The organism is Paenibacillus sp. V4I7 (assembly GCF_030817275.1).
In the GTDB taxonomy this organism is placed as follows: Bacteria; Bacillota; Bacilli; order Paenibacillales; family NBRC-103111; genus Paenibacillus_E.
This window is the reverse complement of record NZ_JAUSZD010000001.1, coordinates 77085-90827: the sequence shown is the minus strand read 5'-3', so window position 1 is coordinate 90827 and position 13743 is coordinate 77085. Positions and strand designations below refer to the sequence as shown.

Annotated in this window: 14 protein-coding genes; 10 read left to right on the top strand and 4 right to left on the bottom strand. The window is 41.4% G+C overall.

The window, feature by feature from the left end; all coding sequences use genetic code 11:
• Positions 1-13 precede the first annotated feature (13 nt).
• From QFZ80_RS00440 to QFZ80_RS00400, 9 genes are all read left to right on the top strand, one after another.
• Positions 14-913, top strand: a complete 900-nt coding sequence (locus QFZ80_RS00440; RefSeq protein ID WP_307544349.1) for a S1 RNA-binding domain-containing protein — start codon at positions 14-16, stop codon at positions 911-913.
• The gene (locus tag QFZ80_RS00435; RefSeq protein ID WP_307544351.1) at positions 897-1865 is read left to right on the top strand and encodes a hypothetical protein; all 969 of its coding nucleotides are present in this window, start codon (positions 897-899) and stop codon (positions 1863-1865) included. Before QFZ80_RS00440 ends, QFZ80_RS00435 begins: the two co-directional genes overlap by 17 nt.
• A gap of 56 nt (positions 1866-1921) precedes the next feature.
• On the top strand, positions 1922-3454 hold the full coding sequence (locus QFZ80_RS00430) for a hypothetical protein (protein WP_307544353.1): 1533 nt from the start codon (positions 1922-1924) through the stop codon (positions 3452-3454).
• Positions 3455-5014, top strand: a complete 1560-nt coding sequence (locus QFZ80_RS00425) for an AAA family ATPase (protein ID WP_307544355.1) — start codon at positions 3455-3457, stop codon at positions 5012-5014.
• A 10-nt stretch (positions 5015-5024) separates the two neighbouring features.
• Positions 5025-6278 carry a hypothetical protein gene (locus tag QFZ80_RS00420; RefSeq protein ID WP_307544357.1) on the top strand — a complete coding sequence of 418 codons (1254 nt, stop codon included), beginning with the start codon at positions 5025-5027 and terminating at the stop codon, positions 6276-6278.
• 21 nt (positions 6279-6299) lie between these two features.
• Entirely contained in the window at positions 6300-7700 is a 1401-nt protein-coding gene (locus QFZ80_RS00415) for a hypothetical protein (protein ID WP_307544359.1), read from the top strand.
• Positions 7701-7831: 131 nt separating this feature from the next.
• Complete coding sequence (locus QFZ80_RS00410) at positions 7832-8551, top strand: AP2 domain-containing protein (protein ID WP_307544361.1); 720 nt, start codon at positions 7832-7834, stop codon at positions 8549-8551.
• A gap of 394 nt (positions 8552-8945) precedes the next feature.
• On the top strand, positions 8946-9713 hold the full coding sequence (locus QFZ80_RS00405; protein WP_307544363.1) for a hypothetical protein: 768 nt from the start codon (positions 8946-8948) through the stop codon (positions 9711-9713).
• Entirely contained in the window at positions 9700-10095 is a 396-nt protein-coding gene (locus tag QFZ80_RS00400; RefSeq protein WP_307544365.1) for a hypothetical protein, read from the top strand. The genes QFZ80_RS00405 and QFZ80_RS00400 overlap by 14 nt, the downstream gene beginning before the upstream one ends.
• Positions 10096-10633: 538 nt before the next feature.
• Here the strand turns inward: QFZ80_RS00400 and QFZ80_RS00395 are convergent.
• Together QFZ80_RS00395 and QFZ80_RS00390 are read right to left on the bottom strand one after the other, a co-directional pair.
• The gene (locus QFZ80_RS00395) at positions 10634-11458 is read right to left on the bottom strand and encodes a permease prefix domain 1-containing protein (protein ID WP_307544366.1); all 825 of its coding nucleotides are present in this window, start codon (positions 11456-11458) and stop codon (positions 10634-10636) included.
• Complete coding sequence (locus tag QFZ80_RS00390; protein ID WP_307544368.1) at positions 11415-11780, bottom strand: PadR family transcriptional regulator; 366 nt, start codon at positions 11778-11780, stop codon at positions 11415-11417. Before QFZ80_RS00390 ends, QFZ80_RS00395 begins: the two co-directional genes overlap by 44 nt.
• 346 nt (positions 11781-12126) lie before the next feature.
• On the opposite strand from QFZ80_RS00390, the gene QFZ80_RS00385 reads away from it, so the two are divergent.
• Positions 12127-12576 (top strand): hypothetical protein, encoded by a 450-nt coding sequence (locus tag QFZ80_RS00385; RefSeq protein ID WP_307544369.1) that lies wholly within the window; start codon positions 12127-12129, stop codon positions 12574-12576.
• Between the two features lie 336 nt (positions 12577-12912).
• On the opposite strand, the gene QFZ80_RS00380 is transcribed toward QFZ80_RS00385, so the two are convergent.
• Together QFZ80_RS00380 and QFZ80_RS00375 are read right to left on the bottom strand one after the other, a co-directional pair.
• Positions 12913-13401 carry a hypothetical protein gene (locus QFZ80_RS00380; RefSeq protein ID WP_307544372.1) on the bottom strand — a complete coding sequence of 163 codons (489 nt, stop codon included), beginning with the start codon at positions 13399-13401 and terminating at the stop codon, positions 12913-12915.
• A 62-nt stretch (positions 13402-13463) separates the two neighbouring features.
• Positions 13464-13610: a hypothetical protein gene (locus QFZ80_RS00375; RefSeq protein ID WP_307544374.1), complete on the bottom strand. Its 147-nt coding sequence runs from the start codon at positions 13608-13610 to the stop codon at positions 13464-13466.
• Positions 13611-13743 lie beyond the last annotated feature (133 nt).

Genomic DNA, 13743 nt, shown 5'->3' with positions numbered 1-13743 from the left:
GAGTCTAATTTCCATGTTGATGAACAACGATGCTATTTTAGAAATACTTCGAGAATCTATGATTCGTAAATACGTGCAAATGGGGACTGTAGCAGACGTAAAGCCAGTTACGCTCAAAGGAGTGAAAGACAGCGTCATTGTCATCAACTTCAATGGCGTTCCCGTATATTGCTCCCGTGAACAATTTACTACAAGAAAGGTTTCGAGTTTTACAGGCTTTATGGGTACGCCTGTACCATTCCTTGTTACGGATATCGACCGCGAGACTGGTGTAGCGATCGTTTCCCGAGTTCAGGCAATTCCGATCGTTCAAAATCAATTTCTGAAGAACGTCAAGGAGGGGGACATCGTACGTGGTACCGTAACAGGCGTACGAAACGATTCAAAACTCGTTTTTGTTGAGGTACAAGGCGTCCCCTGCATGGTGCCTCCTGGAGAGTGGGACTTAAACAGTATCACAGATTTAAGAGAAGTCGTCATGATTGGCGGAGAAGTAGAACTTAAGGTAATGGCCGTTGAAAAGATTAACAAAGACGGGGATGAAGGTGCAGATAGCGATTTTGAATATCGTCTCCGGTTGTCCCGAAAAGAAATTCAGAAAGAATACCGCTCTCAGAAATGGGACCAGATCGAGCAATACCACTCGGTCGGGGATCATATCCTAGCGAAAGTTGTGGCAAAGACGCAAAATGGCCCTAACACCTATTTGATTGAGCTCGCGTCAACGGGTATTGTCATTCTTGGCAATCTTCAGTATCCGCTAAGTCAACAATTCCGCTATGGCCTTCCTCTTGGGCTTCGTGTGCAAGCACAGGTTACTTCGTTAGATAAGATCAAACGGGTCGGAAGAGCGCGGATTTACCGAATTGACCCTACGCTGCAAACAGCAGGCGCATTTGGCAGTGGCTTCTGATTTGAATAGCTTGAATAGTGGAGCAGCTATCTCCTCGGCGTTGGAGTATTCTGATCTTTGGAGGGCGCAGGATGGCAGCCTGCCGCCCTTAGATGATCCAACGTTACAGTTTTCCGCGCAACGGAGTGAGAAGCCGTCTGTCCTTCATTTTCAAACCATTGTAAATCGCGTAACGGCTGGCCAAATTGGTCCTCCAGACCTCATCCTGACGAAGTTCTTCCAAGAATGGATCTGCTTAACCGAACGTCAAATCCGGCGTCTTGCTGCAAATTCATTTGAAAAGGCTCATCATATAGGCTCTCGACTAAGGACACTACAGAAGCTAGATTGGTTCGACGGATATTGGTTCAATCGCCATGGTATACCAGAAAAAGAACACGTATGGATGCTAGGACAGGGAGCGTTTCTGTTTTATTCGATGATGCATGGCATGCAGCTCCTAGAGCCGTGGCAACTTCATAAGTACAAGAGCTACTCGCTTTCTATATGTGCGGTCAACGAACTCCGTATGATCCTTGAGGAACGAGGCAAGTATGCCGAAGTGGTTTACGCCCCCAACTGGTCCAAAGGTGATCCAATTCGCCCTTTTAGTCAGTTCTTTGTACAGTCGGATAAAGGGCCGCTTACTATGTATGTAGAGCGGTTGGCGCAAAAATCTAACCCGCTCCGACTTATGCAGAAAAAACAAGAAATGTATGAAAAAATGGTCCAAGAAAATGACGGTAAGCTCCCCATGGTTAAACCTGGTGCTGCGATGGTTGTATGGAGTGTAGGGTCCCTAGAAGCGATCGAGGCAGTTGTTGGGTCCATTGATTTTATGTCGGATTCCTTTGTTCAAGTTTTTTTGCCCGATGAATGCTTAGATGAGTTTCCAAAGTCCTTCTTTGTAGCAAGGAAAGGTAAACGAGAAGGGGAAGTTGAGCTGCAGCGGCTTAATATGGATATTCTGTAAGGCTGCCGCCGAGCTTTCCCTCGGCGGTTTTTTTCATATTCGATGGAGGTGTAAGTTTGGCTAGAGAACAGATTATCGTTGTCGGTTTTGGTACGGAAGGCATGAATGAAATTATTAAAGAAGCTGTTGAAGAAACAGGTGTCGGCCGCGTGGCTGGCGTCGCTATGGTGAGGAAAAAACTTGTGGATCGGGTTATTGAACTTGCTGCCAATATGGTTATTGTTGGAGAAGATTTAGTTGGCGACAAGGAAACAGATGAGGAGTGGCTCGACATTATCGAGGAGCTACGCCGAGTAGACATGTATATGCGCATAGTGTTTGTGTGTAAGCGCCCGGAAGAAGATCTATTTCTGGCAAAGCTTGCACTTCAAGGCGTAACCGATATTTTTAATGAAGGTAAGCTTTCGTCTGAATGGGAAGAGCAACTCCTGAATCCTCCGAAATTTGACTCTACTGAGCGGTTTCGCAAGCAGCAGGAGAAAGCTACGGAGCAACTACGCAAACGAAAACGAGAAAACTCTTCTCCAGAGGAAATCTTGGAACAAGCACATATCCCGCAACAGGAGAAGAAGCTAAGCCCAGCGCCCGCTGAACCGAAAAGTGAAGTTAAAACCGAAGTCAAGATTGTTGAAAAACGAATAGTTGAGAAGCAGGTTGTCGTTGAGCAGGTACGAGTCCCATCACGGAGTGTAGTTGTCCTTTCACTATTCGAAGGAGCGGGTTCATCTCTGTTGACACGCATGTTGGCCGAGTATGTTTCAGAACTGCAAGTAGATGTTGGTGTCCTAGAATCACCAATCGCCCCTTCCGCTTGGTTCGAGATTATCAATGCTTGGGGATTATTTGACGGAAGTAAAGGATACATCAGCCGTAAAGAAGCGATCGTGAAGCAAAAACAAAAACAACCGATCGATCTGCCTGTTTGGGAGAGTTGGCACGAAACCGTGCTTCGAAACGAGGAGCTCCCTGCGTGGTCGGAAGTATTCACTCATGAACACGTCAAATATATCATTCGTGGACCGAAGGACGATCTGAATGGTTGGACGGAAACCGATACAGCACACCTGCTGGCGTACAGCCGTAATCTGTCCGTTTTATTATGTGATGTCAGTACAGATTATGATGATCCCAGCGTACAGATATTGCTTCGCAGCGCGGACCACATTATTGCGGTAGGAGGCTATGATGTGGTCCGGACGGAGAGGGAGCATTCTAAATTTAAGGAGCACCTTCACCGTTACTATGATAAGCTTCATGTTGTTATGAATAAGAGTACTCCTCGCCTGGAACGTTTACACTCTGGAGAGATTAAATCGATCTACAGCGTAAACAACCTTACCCATGTACCGGCCATGACTGAACTATTTGAGTTGTACATGGAAGGGGACTCCTTCTGGAAAGCTAGCTTTATTCGAGATGAGAAGCGAAATGCCATGAAAGAGGTCATGGATGAACTAGCGGACTTGATCCTTGGTGAAGAAGTCATGCAAAAGCTTCGGGCCCGGAAGAAAGGTAGCTTATGGCAACGTATGGGGGCTTGGTTTACACAAGATGATAAGGAAGTCGAGATCGACGAAGGGACGGCATAAATGGGGATGATGATTAGAAATTTTGCAGATGCTCAAAGCGCCGTCGAAAAGCTCCTAGAGGAGGAGAATGCAGATTCATGTTATTTGCTTAGTGATGAGATCGTTTCGGGACGTCTACAGTACCTGGAAGAATTAATCAATAGAAGTGTACATTTACAGAACATTGACAACTTAGAGTCCTATGATTGGCAAACCTTAGAAGAGTATTATTTAAGAACTGAGTCTATTTGTTCTCCAAAAGATATATTTTCACTCTTCGATGAGTTGGCCCATCTTGAACTCGAGGAGCCTTCTGTGAAAAACAGAAGCATTTATCAGGCAGTCTTCAATATGAGTAAAATTCAGTATTTTAGAGCGTTAGCAGCCGTTGATAATGATCCTGAACTCCTTCGATGCTTTGGGCGTCTGATGAATGCCGCAGATTATTTTATAGATCTTAATGGATCTAATGATGAATTTATCTCAATAGCTACATCCATTGTTAATGAGTTACCATCTATCAAATGGATGGCCTTGTCGGAATTAATGCGTGTCTATAGAGATGATCTCTTAGCAATGGTTAACGGTGAGCATAAATACTATTCTTACACCGACACAGAATATGGAGTTTTCCAACATGCGATTGTTTCCCGTTTTTCAATCCAGATCGAGGATATTGTCTTTCCAAATAGGAGTAAGGAGACAATAGAACTACCTTCGGACAAGCTTAACCTTAACAAGAATGGTCAAATATCCAATTCTGTTCCTGAAGATCCTGTCGTTATTTTTGAAAAAATGGATCGTATTATCGGTCTGAAAACAGTGAAAGATTTTATCCGCAGTTTATATTCCTTTCTTACTGTGCAAAAGAAACGGAAAGAGTTGGGTCTTGCAACTCAGAGTACACAAACGGTGCACATGATTTTTAAAGGGAATCCGGGTACGGGGAAGACAACCTTTGCTCGAATTGTAGCTGAGGTCTTGCACAGTGTCGGATATCTCCCACAGGTAAAACTTACGGAGATGGATCGATCTAAGTTGGTGGCCGGATACGTCGGGCAAACGGCGATACAAACCCGTGAGGCCGTTCAAAGCGCGCTGGATGGCGTTTTATTTATTGATGAAGCATACTCTCTTGCATCAGATGCTGACTCAAAGAATGGATTTGGTAAGGAAGCCATTGACACCTTAGTTAAGGAAATCGATGATAATCGTGATCGTATTGTTGTCATCTTAGCCGGCTATAGTAAAGAAATGGATGATTTTCTACAAACTAATCCTGGATTAAAATCCCGATTTCCAAACGTCATTGATTTTCCAGACTATAATACGGACGAGCTGCTAGAGATCGCGTCTCGAATGTACACAGAGTCGGATTATCAATTAACAGAGGTAGCCATTTCAAAGATGAGAGCTATCTTTGATGAAGTACGCCATGATTCTCAGTTCGGGAATGGACGTTATGTCCGCAACCTGTATGAAAAATCTTTGCGGTTACAATCGCATCGTCTCGTGAATGAAACTGATTTCTCCCGTGAAACTTTCATGATGATTGACGGAAACGATATTGAAAAAGTTTAAGGAGAGCGCAATGATTCCTGAACGCTATATACAGGTAGACCCCAGTGTGGCACATTACTTTACTACCCTTGAGTCCATATCCGCTATGGGGATATCCCTAAGAGCAATGATTAACGAGGATGAGGACCGTGCCATGCAACGAAGGAAATTCGTTGCTTTTACCCTTCAAGAGGTTGGCGAATTTGACCCGCTCCTATGTTCGTGTATTGCCGGTTATTTAATCAGCTTGGATGATAAGAAGCTTTTCAGCGATATAGCCCGCGGTGCGGGAATAACCATTCATGACAAGCTGCTTAAGAAGTCCGATTGGAAGAATATTCTACTGGAGAAAGTCCTCTTTCGCGTAACGAAGCCTGTCATTCGTGAATATCTGCTTCACTTAGCAGCCGGCGCAAGTAAAAGAGTAGTCGACCGTCTCACAGGGGCGTTTGGTAATCTTAAGGGTTTCTTAGATAACCTTGGCAACGAACAGAAGCTTGAATTCTATGAAGTTCTCCGTCGACAAGGGAAGACCTCTCCTGAACATAAGATTTATGCCCAGGCAGTCAATAAGATAGCTGTCTATGAATCGTGTGTCATACTTGATCGTAAGGAAGACGCCTCCCTTCTTATGGATTCATTCACGCCCTTAGATTGGGCGGTCTATGAAACAGAGATCTTAAATGGATATTATTTCGTCTATGGCGGCCGTATTGGCGGCAAGGCGGAGGGAATGACCTCTCATCTTACGGCTCTCCAAAAAGCGAAAGAATTTGAAGAGCGTTATGAATTCGAGCGTCTACAAACTGAAGAGTTGCAGCAACAACTGGAGCGGGTCAATCAATCCGCAGAGGAGCAATTGGAAGAGGCTCTGCGGCGCATTAAGGAGCTTGAAGAACACAACGAACTGCTGCAGCGTCTCTTATCAGAGCAGGAGCGGGTTACCGATGAATATAAAGCACTTCTCGCTGTGCAGCCGAAGCCTCTTGCTGGCAAGCATGTACTTGTTGTGGGACACCGCGATCAAAAGCAGATGTACGAAGAGGAGATAGCAAAGAGAGGTGGGTTTGGTGAATTCTTTCCTGCTACCGACGATGAAACCAATATTCATCTCCTTGCCGGACCAATCCGGCGCGCTGACCTCATATTTTATATTAGGACGTACACGCAGCATCGCATACAAAAATATATCCAGAGTAAAAATCCCGAGAACTTAGTTATTCTTACATGCAAAGGACGAGACAGTTTTACACGGGAAATTGATAAATACTTAGAAAAAATATAATCAGTATCTCGGGAGAACCATATGGAGATCGCCAAACTTGTTTATCAGGAAATTAATATCGCAGAAGAATGGTTTAAGCAGGCTACAGATGGATCTTCCAGAGAAACTATCGTTCGTTCCTTAGAAGACAAATACCGCATCCATTCCCAGAAGGATGCATTTGTATGCCTTTGCTGCAATCAACCTGTAAGGCTTGTTCTTCGAGAAGAATCCCCTCATTTTCGGCATCATGGAGACCGGTGTCCCAGTGCAGAGAACTACACTAAATATATTCACCGGATTCGAAGTGGCGAGAACACTCTTACGCATCGAGTAGGTCGTACCATCCTTCGTGCCTATCTCGAGGGGCAATTGAAACCTCGCGGTGTTATTCTTCAAGAAGGGTATATGTATCGTTCGGCCCTTAAGATTGTACCTGACTTCATATTGACGTTTCCGAATGGCACCAAATGGTCGGTAGATTATGTGACTGGCAAACGTGAGGACAACACGTATAATAATTACATTTCTAAACGTACATCTACGTACCAGGCAGCCGGCTTCAGGCCATTTTATTTTATAAATGCCGATTGGATCGCTGATGTACCTGATCGTTCCATCGTATCACTCTACTTAGCTGAATCTCAGATGAAAATTCAATCAAGTGTTGACCAACAGTGGAGCGCTTTTGTGAAGGAATTTTATGAAACATTTGATGCATCCTTTGTTCTCCGTGAGATGTTCGGGGTAAAGTCATTTGGTGAGCAACGTCTCACTCCGGAAGCGCAGGATGTATTTAGCCTCGCTTATATAGACCCGAGTGAGGGTCGCGCATGGATAGAAAGGTTCATTCCGACAAACAAGAAATTTGGGTACCATATCCACCGAGCGTCTATCTCTTTGGAGAAAGCAACATCCCTTTCCGAAAAGTTGGACGAATTCCAGTGGTGGGGGTTAGATGAAACAGAAGATATGAGGGCATGTCTTGAGCGGCTAACCCATCAGTATGAGGCTGAACAGGCGGCTATTGCAGAACGTGAGGCTGATCGACTGGAAGCTTTAAAGCGAAAGAGGGAGGAGGCGGCTGAGTATGAGGAGAGAATGAAACGTCAGAGGGAGCTTGCGGCTAACCTTACACGACGAGCTCCTACAACTGTACCTACAACTGCTTTACAACCCCGATCCGTTACAACCGCCTCAACCAAGGTCTTTGGCTTGCCTGCTGTGGAGATCGCTTCCTTGGTCGAGAAGATAACGTTGGAGATGACGGCTGCGGAAGCTAGGCGAATTCATTCAATTTTAAGCCCAAGGAAATCCAGTATCACAAAACCCACCCTTGAACAGATTCGAGCAAAAGCTCGAATGGTGCTGGGGCCAAATCGAAATCTAAATCCAATCCCACATGATTTACGTAAGGCCCTTATTGATCTGGCTTTGTTGTAGGGATCAGAGTCAAACGACATAAAACTACCCACAAAATACGCAGTTGTGGTTACAGAGCTAATTCAACCTGCTCTATCGGTTGAGAATATCTAATAAAATGAAACGAACTTAATCGAAAGTGGGCGTTTCTAATGCCAAAGCTTGTAGACTTAACCAATAAACAATTTGGAAAGCTCACCGTTTTGGAAAGGGATTTTGAAACACAATTGCAAAGAAATTCTCTAAAACCTATGTGGTTGTGCAAATGCGATTGCGGAATGAAAATTTCTGTTAGATCGAGTAATTTAAAGTCTGGAATAAGTGCTAGTTGTGGCTGCTCAAGAAAAGAGAACGATAAGAAAAATCTTATGCATGAATTAAATAGCGCAAATAATGAATCTGATTTTAGATGGATTCCTTTGAGTTTAGAAGTTAATGCTAAAGTAGATATCGATGATTATGATATTTTAAAGCAGTATACTTGGCGTATTGATGGTGCTGGCTATGCGAGTACAACAATAATAACTCACGGGGAAAGAACAGAAATATTAATGCATAATTTAATCATGCATCCACCAGTTGGTACGTGCGTGTCTTTTATCGAAAAGGGTAAGCATGATTACAGAAAAAAGAATTTAAAAATTGCAAATAGACAACAAATTGTTTTTAATCGAAAAGTAAGCAAGAATAAAAGGTATTCTAATTACAAAGGGGTTTCGAAGCGACGAGGAAGATGGATCGCGTCTATAGGTAAAGATAATAAGCGTTATAATTTAGGGACATTTGAAACTGACATAGATGCTGCAAAAGCATACAACACTAAGGCTATTGAGCTTTTTGGAGAGTTTGCTTGGCTAAATGAACTGCCATGAAAAAAAAGCAGTTGTTTAAGAAAGGTCTTCGCAAATGGGCCGGAATTAAATTTGTGGTTGTAATTGACTAGCTCAAAATGACATGAACTTAGTTTCTGGTTAGAAGTTCCTAACGATTTCGATATGGTACTACAAGATGTCAAGACAGTTATTTTAATATATTTAAGGTGTGAAATGATTCACAAGGATGGAATAAATAATTTATTTTGAAAATGTTTGTTGAATACCTAGTTCAAGATTAAGGGTGAGTAGTGTGGAGCAAAAGCGAAAAGGGTAGACGGGGAACGCCAGTAGAATGTAAAACGAACATTTATCCCCTGACAAAACCGGCATCAGGGAATTTCTGCTATAATCAGCTTCGTTAGATATTAGGCTACTGCCGATGGGGGACAAAATGATGATTGCTGAAATCCACAACAAGATATCTTCTACCGGTAGTAATCTCCACGAGAGACTGGAGGATCAGCTCACCGGGAACGTGTTCGGAACATTGAGGTATGTTCCATATACAATGGGGCTGCAGCCGATCTTATCACAAGCGTATTTTGAAAACGAATCACATCGTGATACCGTTCGATCGGCATTGGGAGAGATTTCTGATGACTGTAAGCTTATTTATTACTTCTGGCCGCGTCATGCAAACGGAGAAATTGACCTGATCATCGAAGCCCCGAAGCTTATGATTGGGATAGAGGTAAAATACAGGAGCGGTCTTTCCTCAGACGACGATATGGATTTGTCAGACAGCGAGGTATGGATGGAGAGCGACAATCAGTTGGCTAGGTACCAGTCGCTCCTGGGTGATGCCCCCAAATTGGGGAAAGGGAGCATGCTATTATTCGTGGCACCGGCTGATATTGGCGTCACAGTGTATCAAGACGTTGTACGAAGGAAACTTATACGGGACGAAGTCTTCTTTGGTTTACTTACATGGGAAAATGTATTACACGCACTTGAAGAAGCACAACCGCCGGCGGATCGTTATCAGTGCTTGGCAACTGAAGATATCATTGACCTACTGAGGAAAAAAGGGTTCGAGATGTTTAATGGTTTCGATGCTGTTTCGGTATCCGTAAATGCAAACAAGTATTATGAATACAATAAAGGTTATAGTTATTTATCCTTACCAATTCAGGAGGGACAAGCGTATGAATACCGGTGAGAATATAACGAATGCAGTCAAGGTAATCCAGCGGACGTATGAAAATTTATCTCGGATGTTTAAAGACCTAGATGAAATCGCGAACCGAGCGGGGTTTGTCACTATTACCCCGAGATTTCTCCGGTATAAATCTGATAACGATATTACTGGATGGATGGTCGGCGGGTTTATTAAGCTGTACCAACTAAAAGAGGATCCAGAGATTCCTGGCTCAGGTGGGTTACACAACGGGCCGATCTATGGTGTAGACGTCACATTGTCCGACGAAGGGTATTCATTCCCCACTCTTACAGTGGTGAAATATGTGTACAAGACATTAACTGGATGGGGGAAGCTGCCAGCGGTAAATGAGCATTGGGGACTCGAAACAAAGAGTACATGATATTTGAAGAGACCGAGGATGGTTTCACGCGGGGGACAATGCGTAAGGAGAAGCCTGAAAATACGTATTGGTGGCTCACGGAGACATTGTTTACTCGATTTGAGTTACTTTCGATTACCGGTAGAGAAGGGATCGAGGAGAAGATATTCTCTGTTATTGAAAAGCTTCGGACAAAATGATTCTAAACGTCAAAAACTTTCTTTCGGTCAAAGATCGCATCCTCTCGAGTAAAACGGATTACGGTTTGTTTGTTCGAGCTAATGTCAGAAAAATGTGATATGTTTGTCCAGGCAGTCATCGTGGAATGGCAGCCGCGTTACGCTAACGGGAAACTATAGTTCAATCAAGCCATGAAGGCAGCCGGCACACGATCGGCTGCCTTTGTCTGTTGAAGTAAACGGGCAGTTTAACATAATAGTTATTGTTTTCTTAAATAAGAGACCGCCATATAAAGCGGCGGTCTTGGGCATAACGTTAGAATATTCTTTGACGTCTCTTAACTAATGACATGAAAGGAATGAACCAAGTTGAAACTTATTCAAGTGACAGGTGAAGCCTTTCTTATGACATATCTATTAAATACTTGAATTATGGTTATGAGGAATACAATCATTAAAAGTCTTATTAACAAATCTATAAGTTGCTTATCAGCTGTAGTAGATAGGAATCTAAATCCATACTTCGCAATAATTGGTGAATCCGTTGCCGACCAATAGAGAAACTTTATGGAATGCCTGACTAAGTGCCATACATTGTAACATACAGAAAATATTAACGGTAGCAAACTTATAAACTGATTTCTTGTTACAAAATACAATCCAAGACCAAACAAGGCTAGGAATATAGCTCCAAATAGGTTCATTGGATACCAATATGTTATAGAAAATGATAAATACCAATTGAATGTTTCATGAGGAAATAAAATATTTGTTAAATAAGCTATGATAAATGGGGTAAATGCAACAGGTATGAGAATACGGTCAATCCGTTTTCTTGTTTTTATTAGGGTAACAACACTAAGTAACAGTGCAAGCATCAAGGAGGGTGATAATACCCTTAGACTAGGGAGTGCGATTGCGGAAAATATAAACAAAATGAGAAAGCACGCAGATATAATACCAATTAATTTGATATCTAATCCAAACATCTCTTTAGTTATTTGCTTTCTGAGTTGCTCTGGCTCACCGAATTTTGTTATTGCCTTTTTTACAGCTTCTTCTTCTCCCATGCCCTCTTTTTCCTTTAAAGATAAAGCTGAACTGTTTATATGAGATTCCATTTCTTCTTGCCACTCTGCTTTTTCGCGTTTTGATAAAAAACTATATTGCAAAATTTGTTCCAAGAATTGTCTTACTCTTTGCATCAGATAATCCTCCTAAGAACATGTTAATAATACTTGTATTTTGTTGCCATGATAATCTGCTCTCATCCAACTTTTTTTTGCCTTTTTCACCAATCTTATAGTATCTCCTTCTAGGAGTAGTTTTCTCGTCCCAGTAGCCATCAATATATGAATTAGCTTCTAAGCGTTTCAATGCTGGATAAAGAGTACCTTCTTTCAACTCAAAAAGACCTTGGGTTCTTTCGTTTACGATTTTAGTAATTTCATAACCGTAAGCATCCCCATTACTCAGAACTGAAAGAATAATAGCATCTATGTAACCTTTAAGCATTTCTTTTTGCAATTATGCCACCTCCATATACTTTGTAATTCTATGTATATAGATTAACAAGATACCATCAGTAAGTAAATAGTATTTTTTGTTACATCGCTCCTAGTTGTTTTTTTAATTGTGCCAAGCCAACTTAGCCATAATGGATTGCTCAAAAAACTGTTAACCCTTACCATTAGATATACATGCGGGGCGTTCAGCTAACGAAGAACGTTAGTTTAACACCGAAAGGGCTGCCACGTGGTAGCACTGTTCTCAGCTAATGGGAAGATTTGCTCATTCTCAACTCGTATTTGAATTTGGAAAAATGAAACAATTTTACTTATTTTTCGTATAAGAAAAAAGAGGTGATGATGTAATGAGAAAATCTTTGATCATAATGGCATGTATCATATTTATTGTGGGTTGTTCAAAAAATAATGATAATAAAGATTCTAAAATTCTCTCCGTCGATACAGCATTTACGAATCAAAATGGCTTAGAAAATTGGAAATTAGTGATGATTCCAAAAATCAATACTCTAGGACAACAGGGTTACGATATTGAATTTATGTATACAGGGAGTGTTCCTGTTGAAAGTGTAGTTATATATTATCGAGTGGATACAAAAGAAAAGCTTTCAGGTAAGACTGTAAAAGCCGATTCAAAAACCGTTGTTTCAAAATTAGATCCGAATGAAAAGATAACGTTATCCGAATTAGAACTGCCGATTAATATACCTGTATCGGTAGAAGTGGATTGGCTCGAAGGAAACCATATTAATAAGGGAACGGGGACTTTTAACATAACAGAATCAAAGCAAAAATAGGTTTTGTTTAACATTGTGGGGCGTTTATTGGTGTTTCACTCGCTGATCGCAAAGCTAAGGCTTGGGGTCGATAGCGGAAAAGATACCTGAGAGAGGGACGCCTCGGAAACTTGCTCTTGTCGTTAAACTAACGGATACGATAGTTCAATAAAACAACGGCATTATATGACTTTATTTCATATTCTGCTGCCTCTGTTTCGATTATATTTTTCGAAGTCTGAGGCTTAAAAATTCGAAAAGCCAAATACCCTTTTCAATGATGTTGTTTCGAAGAAGGACCTATTACTTTAATTTCGCTTTAACTTCCTATGTTACTTGGGGATGAAATCGGCTATTTTATTTTAAATGCTCAATAATCTGTAAGGCTCTAAAGAAATCATTGCCTGAATCATTTGTAGTTTTTCTTGCCAAGAACTTAAGTTCATTAATTTTACTAGTATATTCTTTATTAATAATTAATTCTAAATCAGGCAAAGTCTCCAAACCTCTGGTTATGTACCCAATTGGAACATATGGACTCCAGAACATGAAGCGAATGTTCTCAAAGTTTTTTAAATATGTTTCAGCGTATTCCTTTTGTTTTAGATGTTTTGAAGATATCTTTTCAACCGTAGTTTTATTATCAACATACAAAGCTCCTAGGAGATGTGTTGTGACTTCACACAAGTAGGCTGTATTAGTGGCAAAATTCATGCCTATTACGTCTAATTCATCTAAACCTTTAATTCCCCCGCCTCTTGGTCGTGCGTTATATTCAACAAAATCGCATCCTTCAATTTGTTTAAGGTAAGCACCTACAATTAATTCTCCCATTTCTGTCTTCAATCCTATTTACACTCCCTCAGAAATCTAACTTTCTTTCCTTTAACCATATTGGCTAAAGAGCTTTAATTCAACTTACGTTCACCCATTTCGTCCAGTAGATCATGAAGAAACGTATACTCCATAAATTCCAATGCCTTAGCTAATTTAGTTTCAGATAGTTTTCCTTGTGATTCTAATAACTCTTGTGTTTCACCGAGAAATTTTTCCAATAGGGCAATCTCTTTGTCAAGCAATTGATTTTAAAATCCGTTTTAAAATAGTTTTTGTTCTTCATTAATTTCGTCCTCATGCGACATTTTTAGTTTCCTCCAATCTCATAATGGATGAGTCTTTTAGTCCTAG

Bases quoted from the DNA above. Each gene is read 5' to 3' on its own strand.
- QFZ80_RS00440 (WP_307544349.1), top strand. From the start codon at position 14: ATGTTGATGAACAACGATGCTATTTTAGAAATACTTCGAGAATCTATG.
- QFZ80_RS00425 (WP_307544355.1), top strand. From the start codon at position 3,455: ATGGGGATGATGATTAGAAATTTTGCAGATGCTCAAAGCGCCGTCGAA.
- QFZ80_RS00420 (WP_307544357.1), top strand. From the start codon at position 5,025: ATGATTCCTGAACGCTATATACAGGTAGACCCCAGTGTGGCACATTAC.
- QFZ80_RS00415 (WP_307544359.1), top strand. From the start codon at position 6,300: ATGGAGATCGCCAAACTTGTTTATCAGGAAATTAATATCGCAGAAGAA.
- QFZ80_RS00410 (WP_307544361.1), top strand. From the start codon at position 7,832: ATGCCAAAGCTTGTAGACTTAACCAATAAACAATTTGGAAAGCTCACC.
- QFZ80_RS00405 (WP_307544363.1), top strand. From the start codon at position 8,946: ATGATGATTGCTGAAATCCACAACAAGATATCTTCTACCGGTAGTAAT.
- QFZ80_RS00400 (WP_307544365.1), top strand. From the start codon at position 9,700: ATGAATACCGGTGAGAATATAACGAATGCAGTCAAGGTAATCCAGCGG.
- QFZ80_RS00395 (WP_307544366.1), bottom strand. From the start codon at position 11,458: ATGCAAAGAGTAAGACAATTCTTGGAACAAATTTTGCAATATAGTTTT.
- QFZ80_RS00385 (WP_307544369.1), top strand. From the start codon at position 12,127: ATGAGAAAATCTTTGATCATAATGGCATGTATCATATTTATTGTGGGT.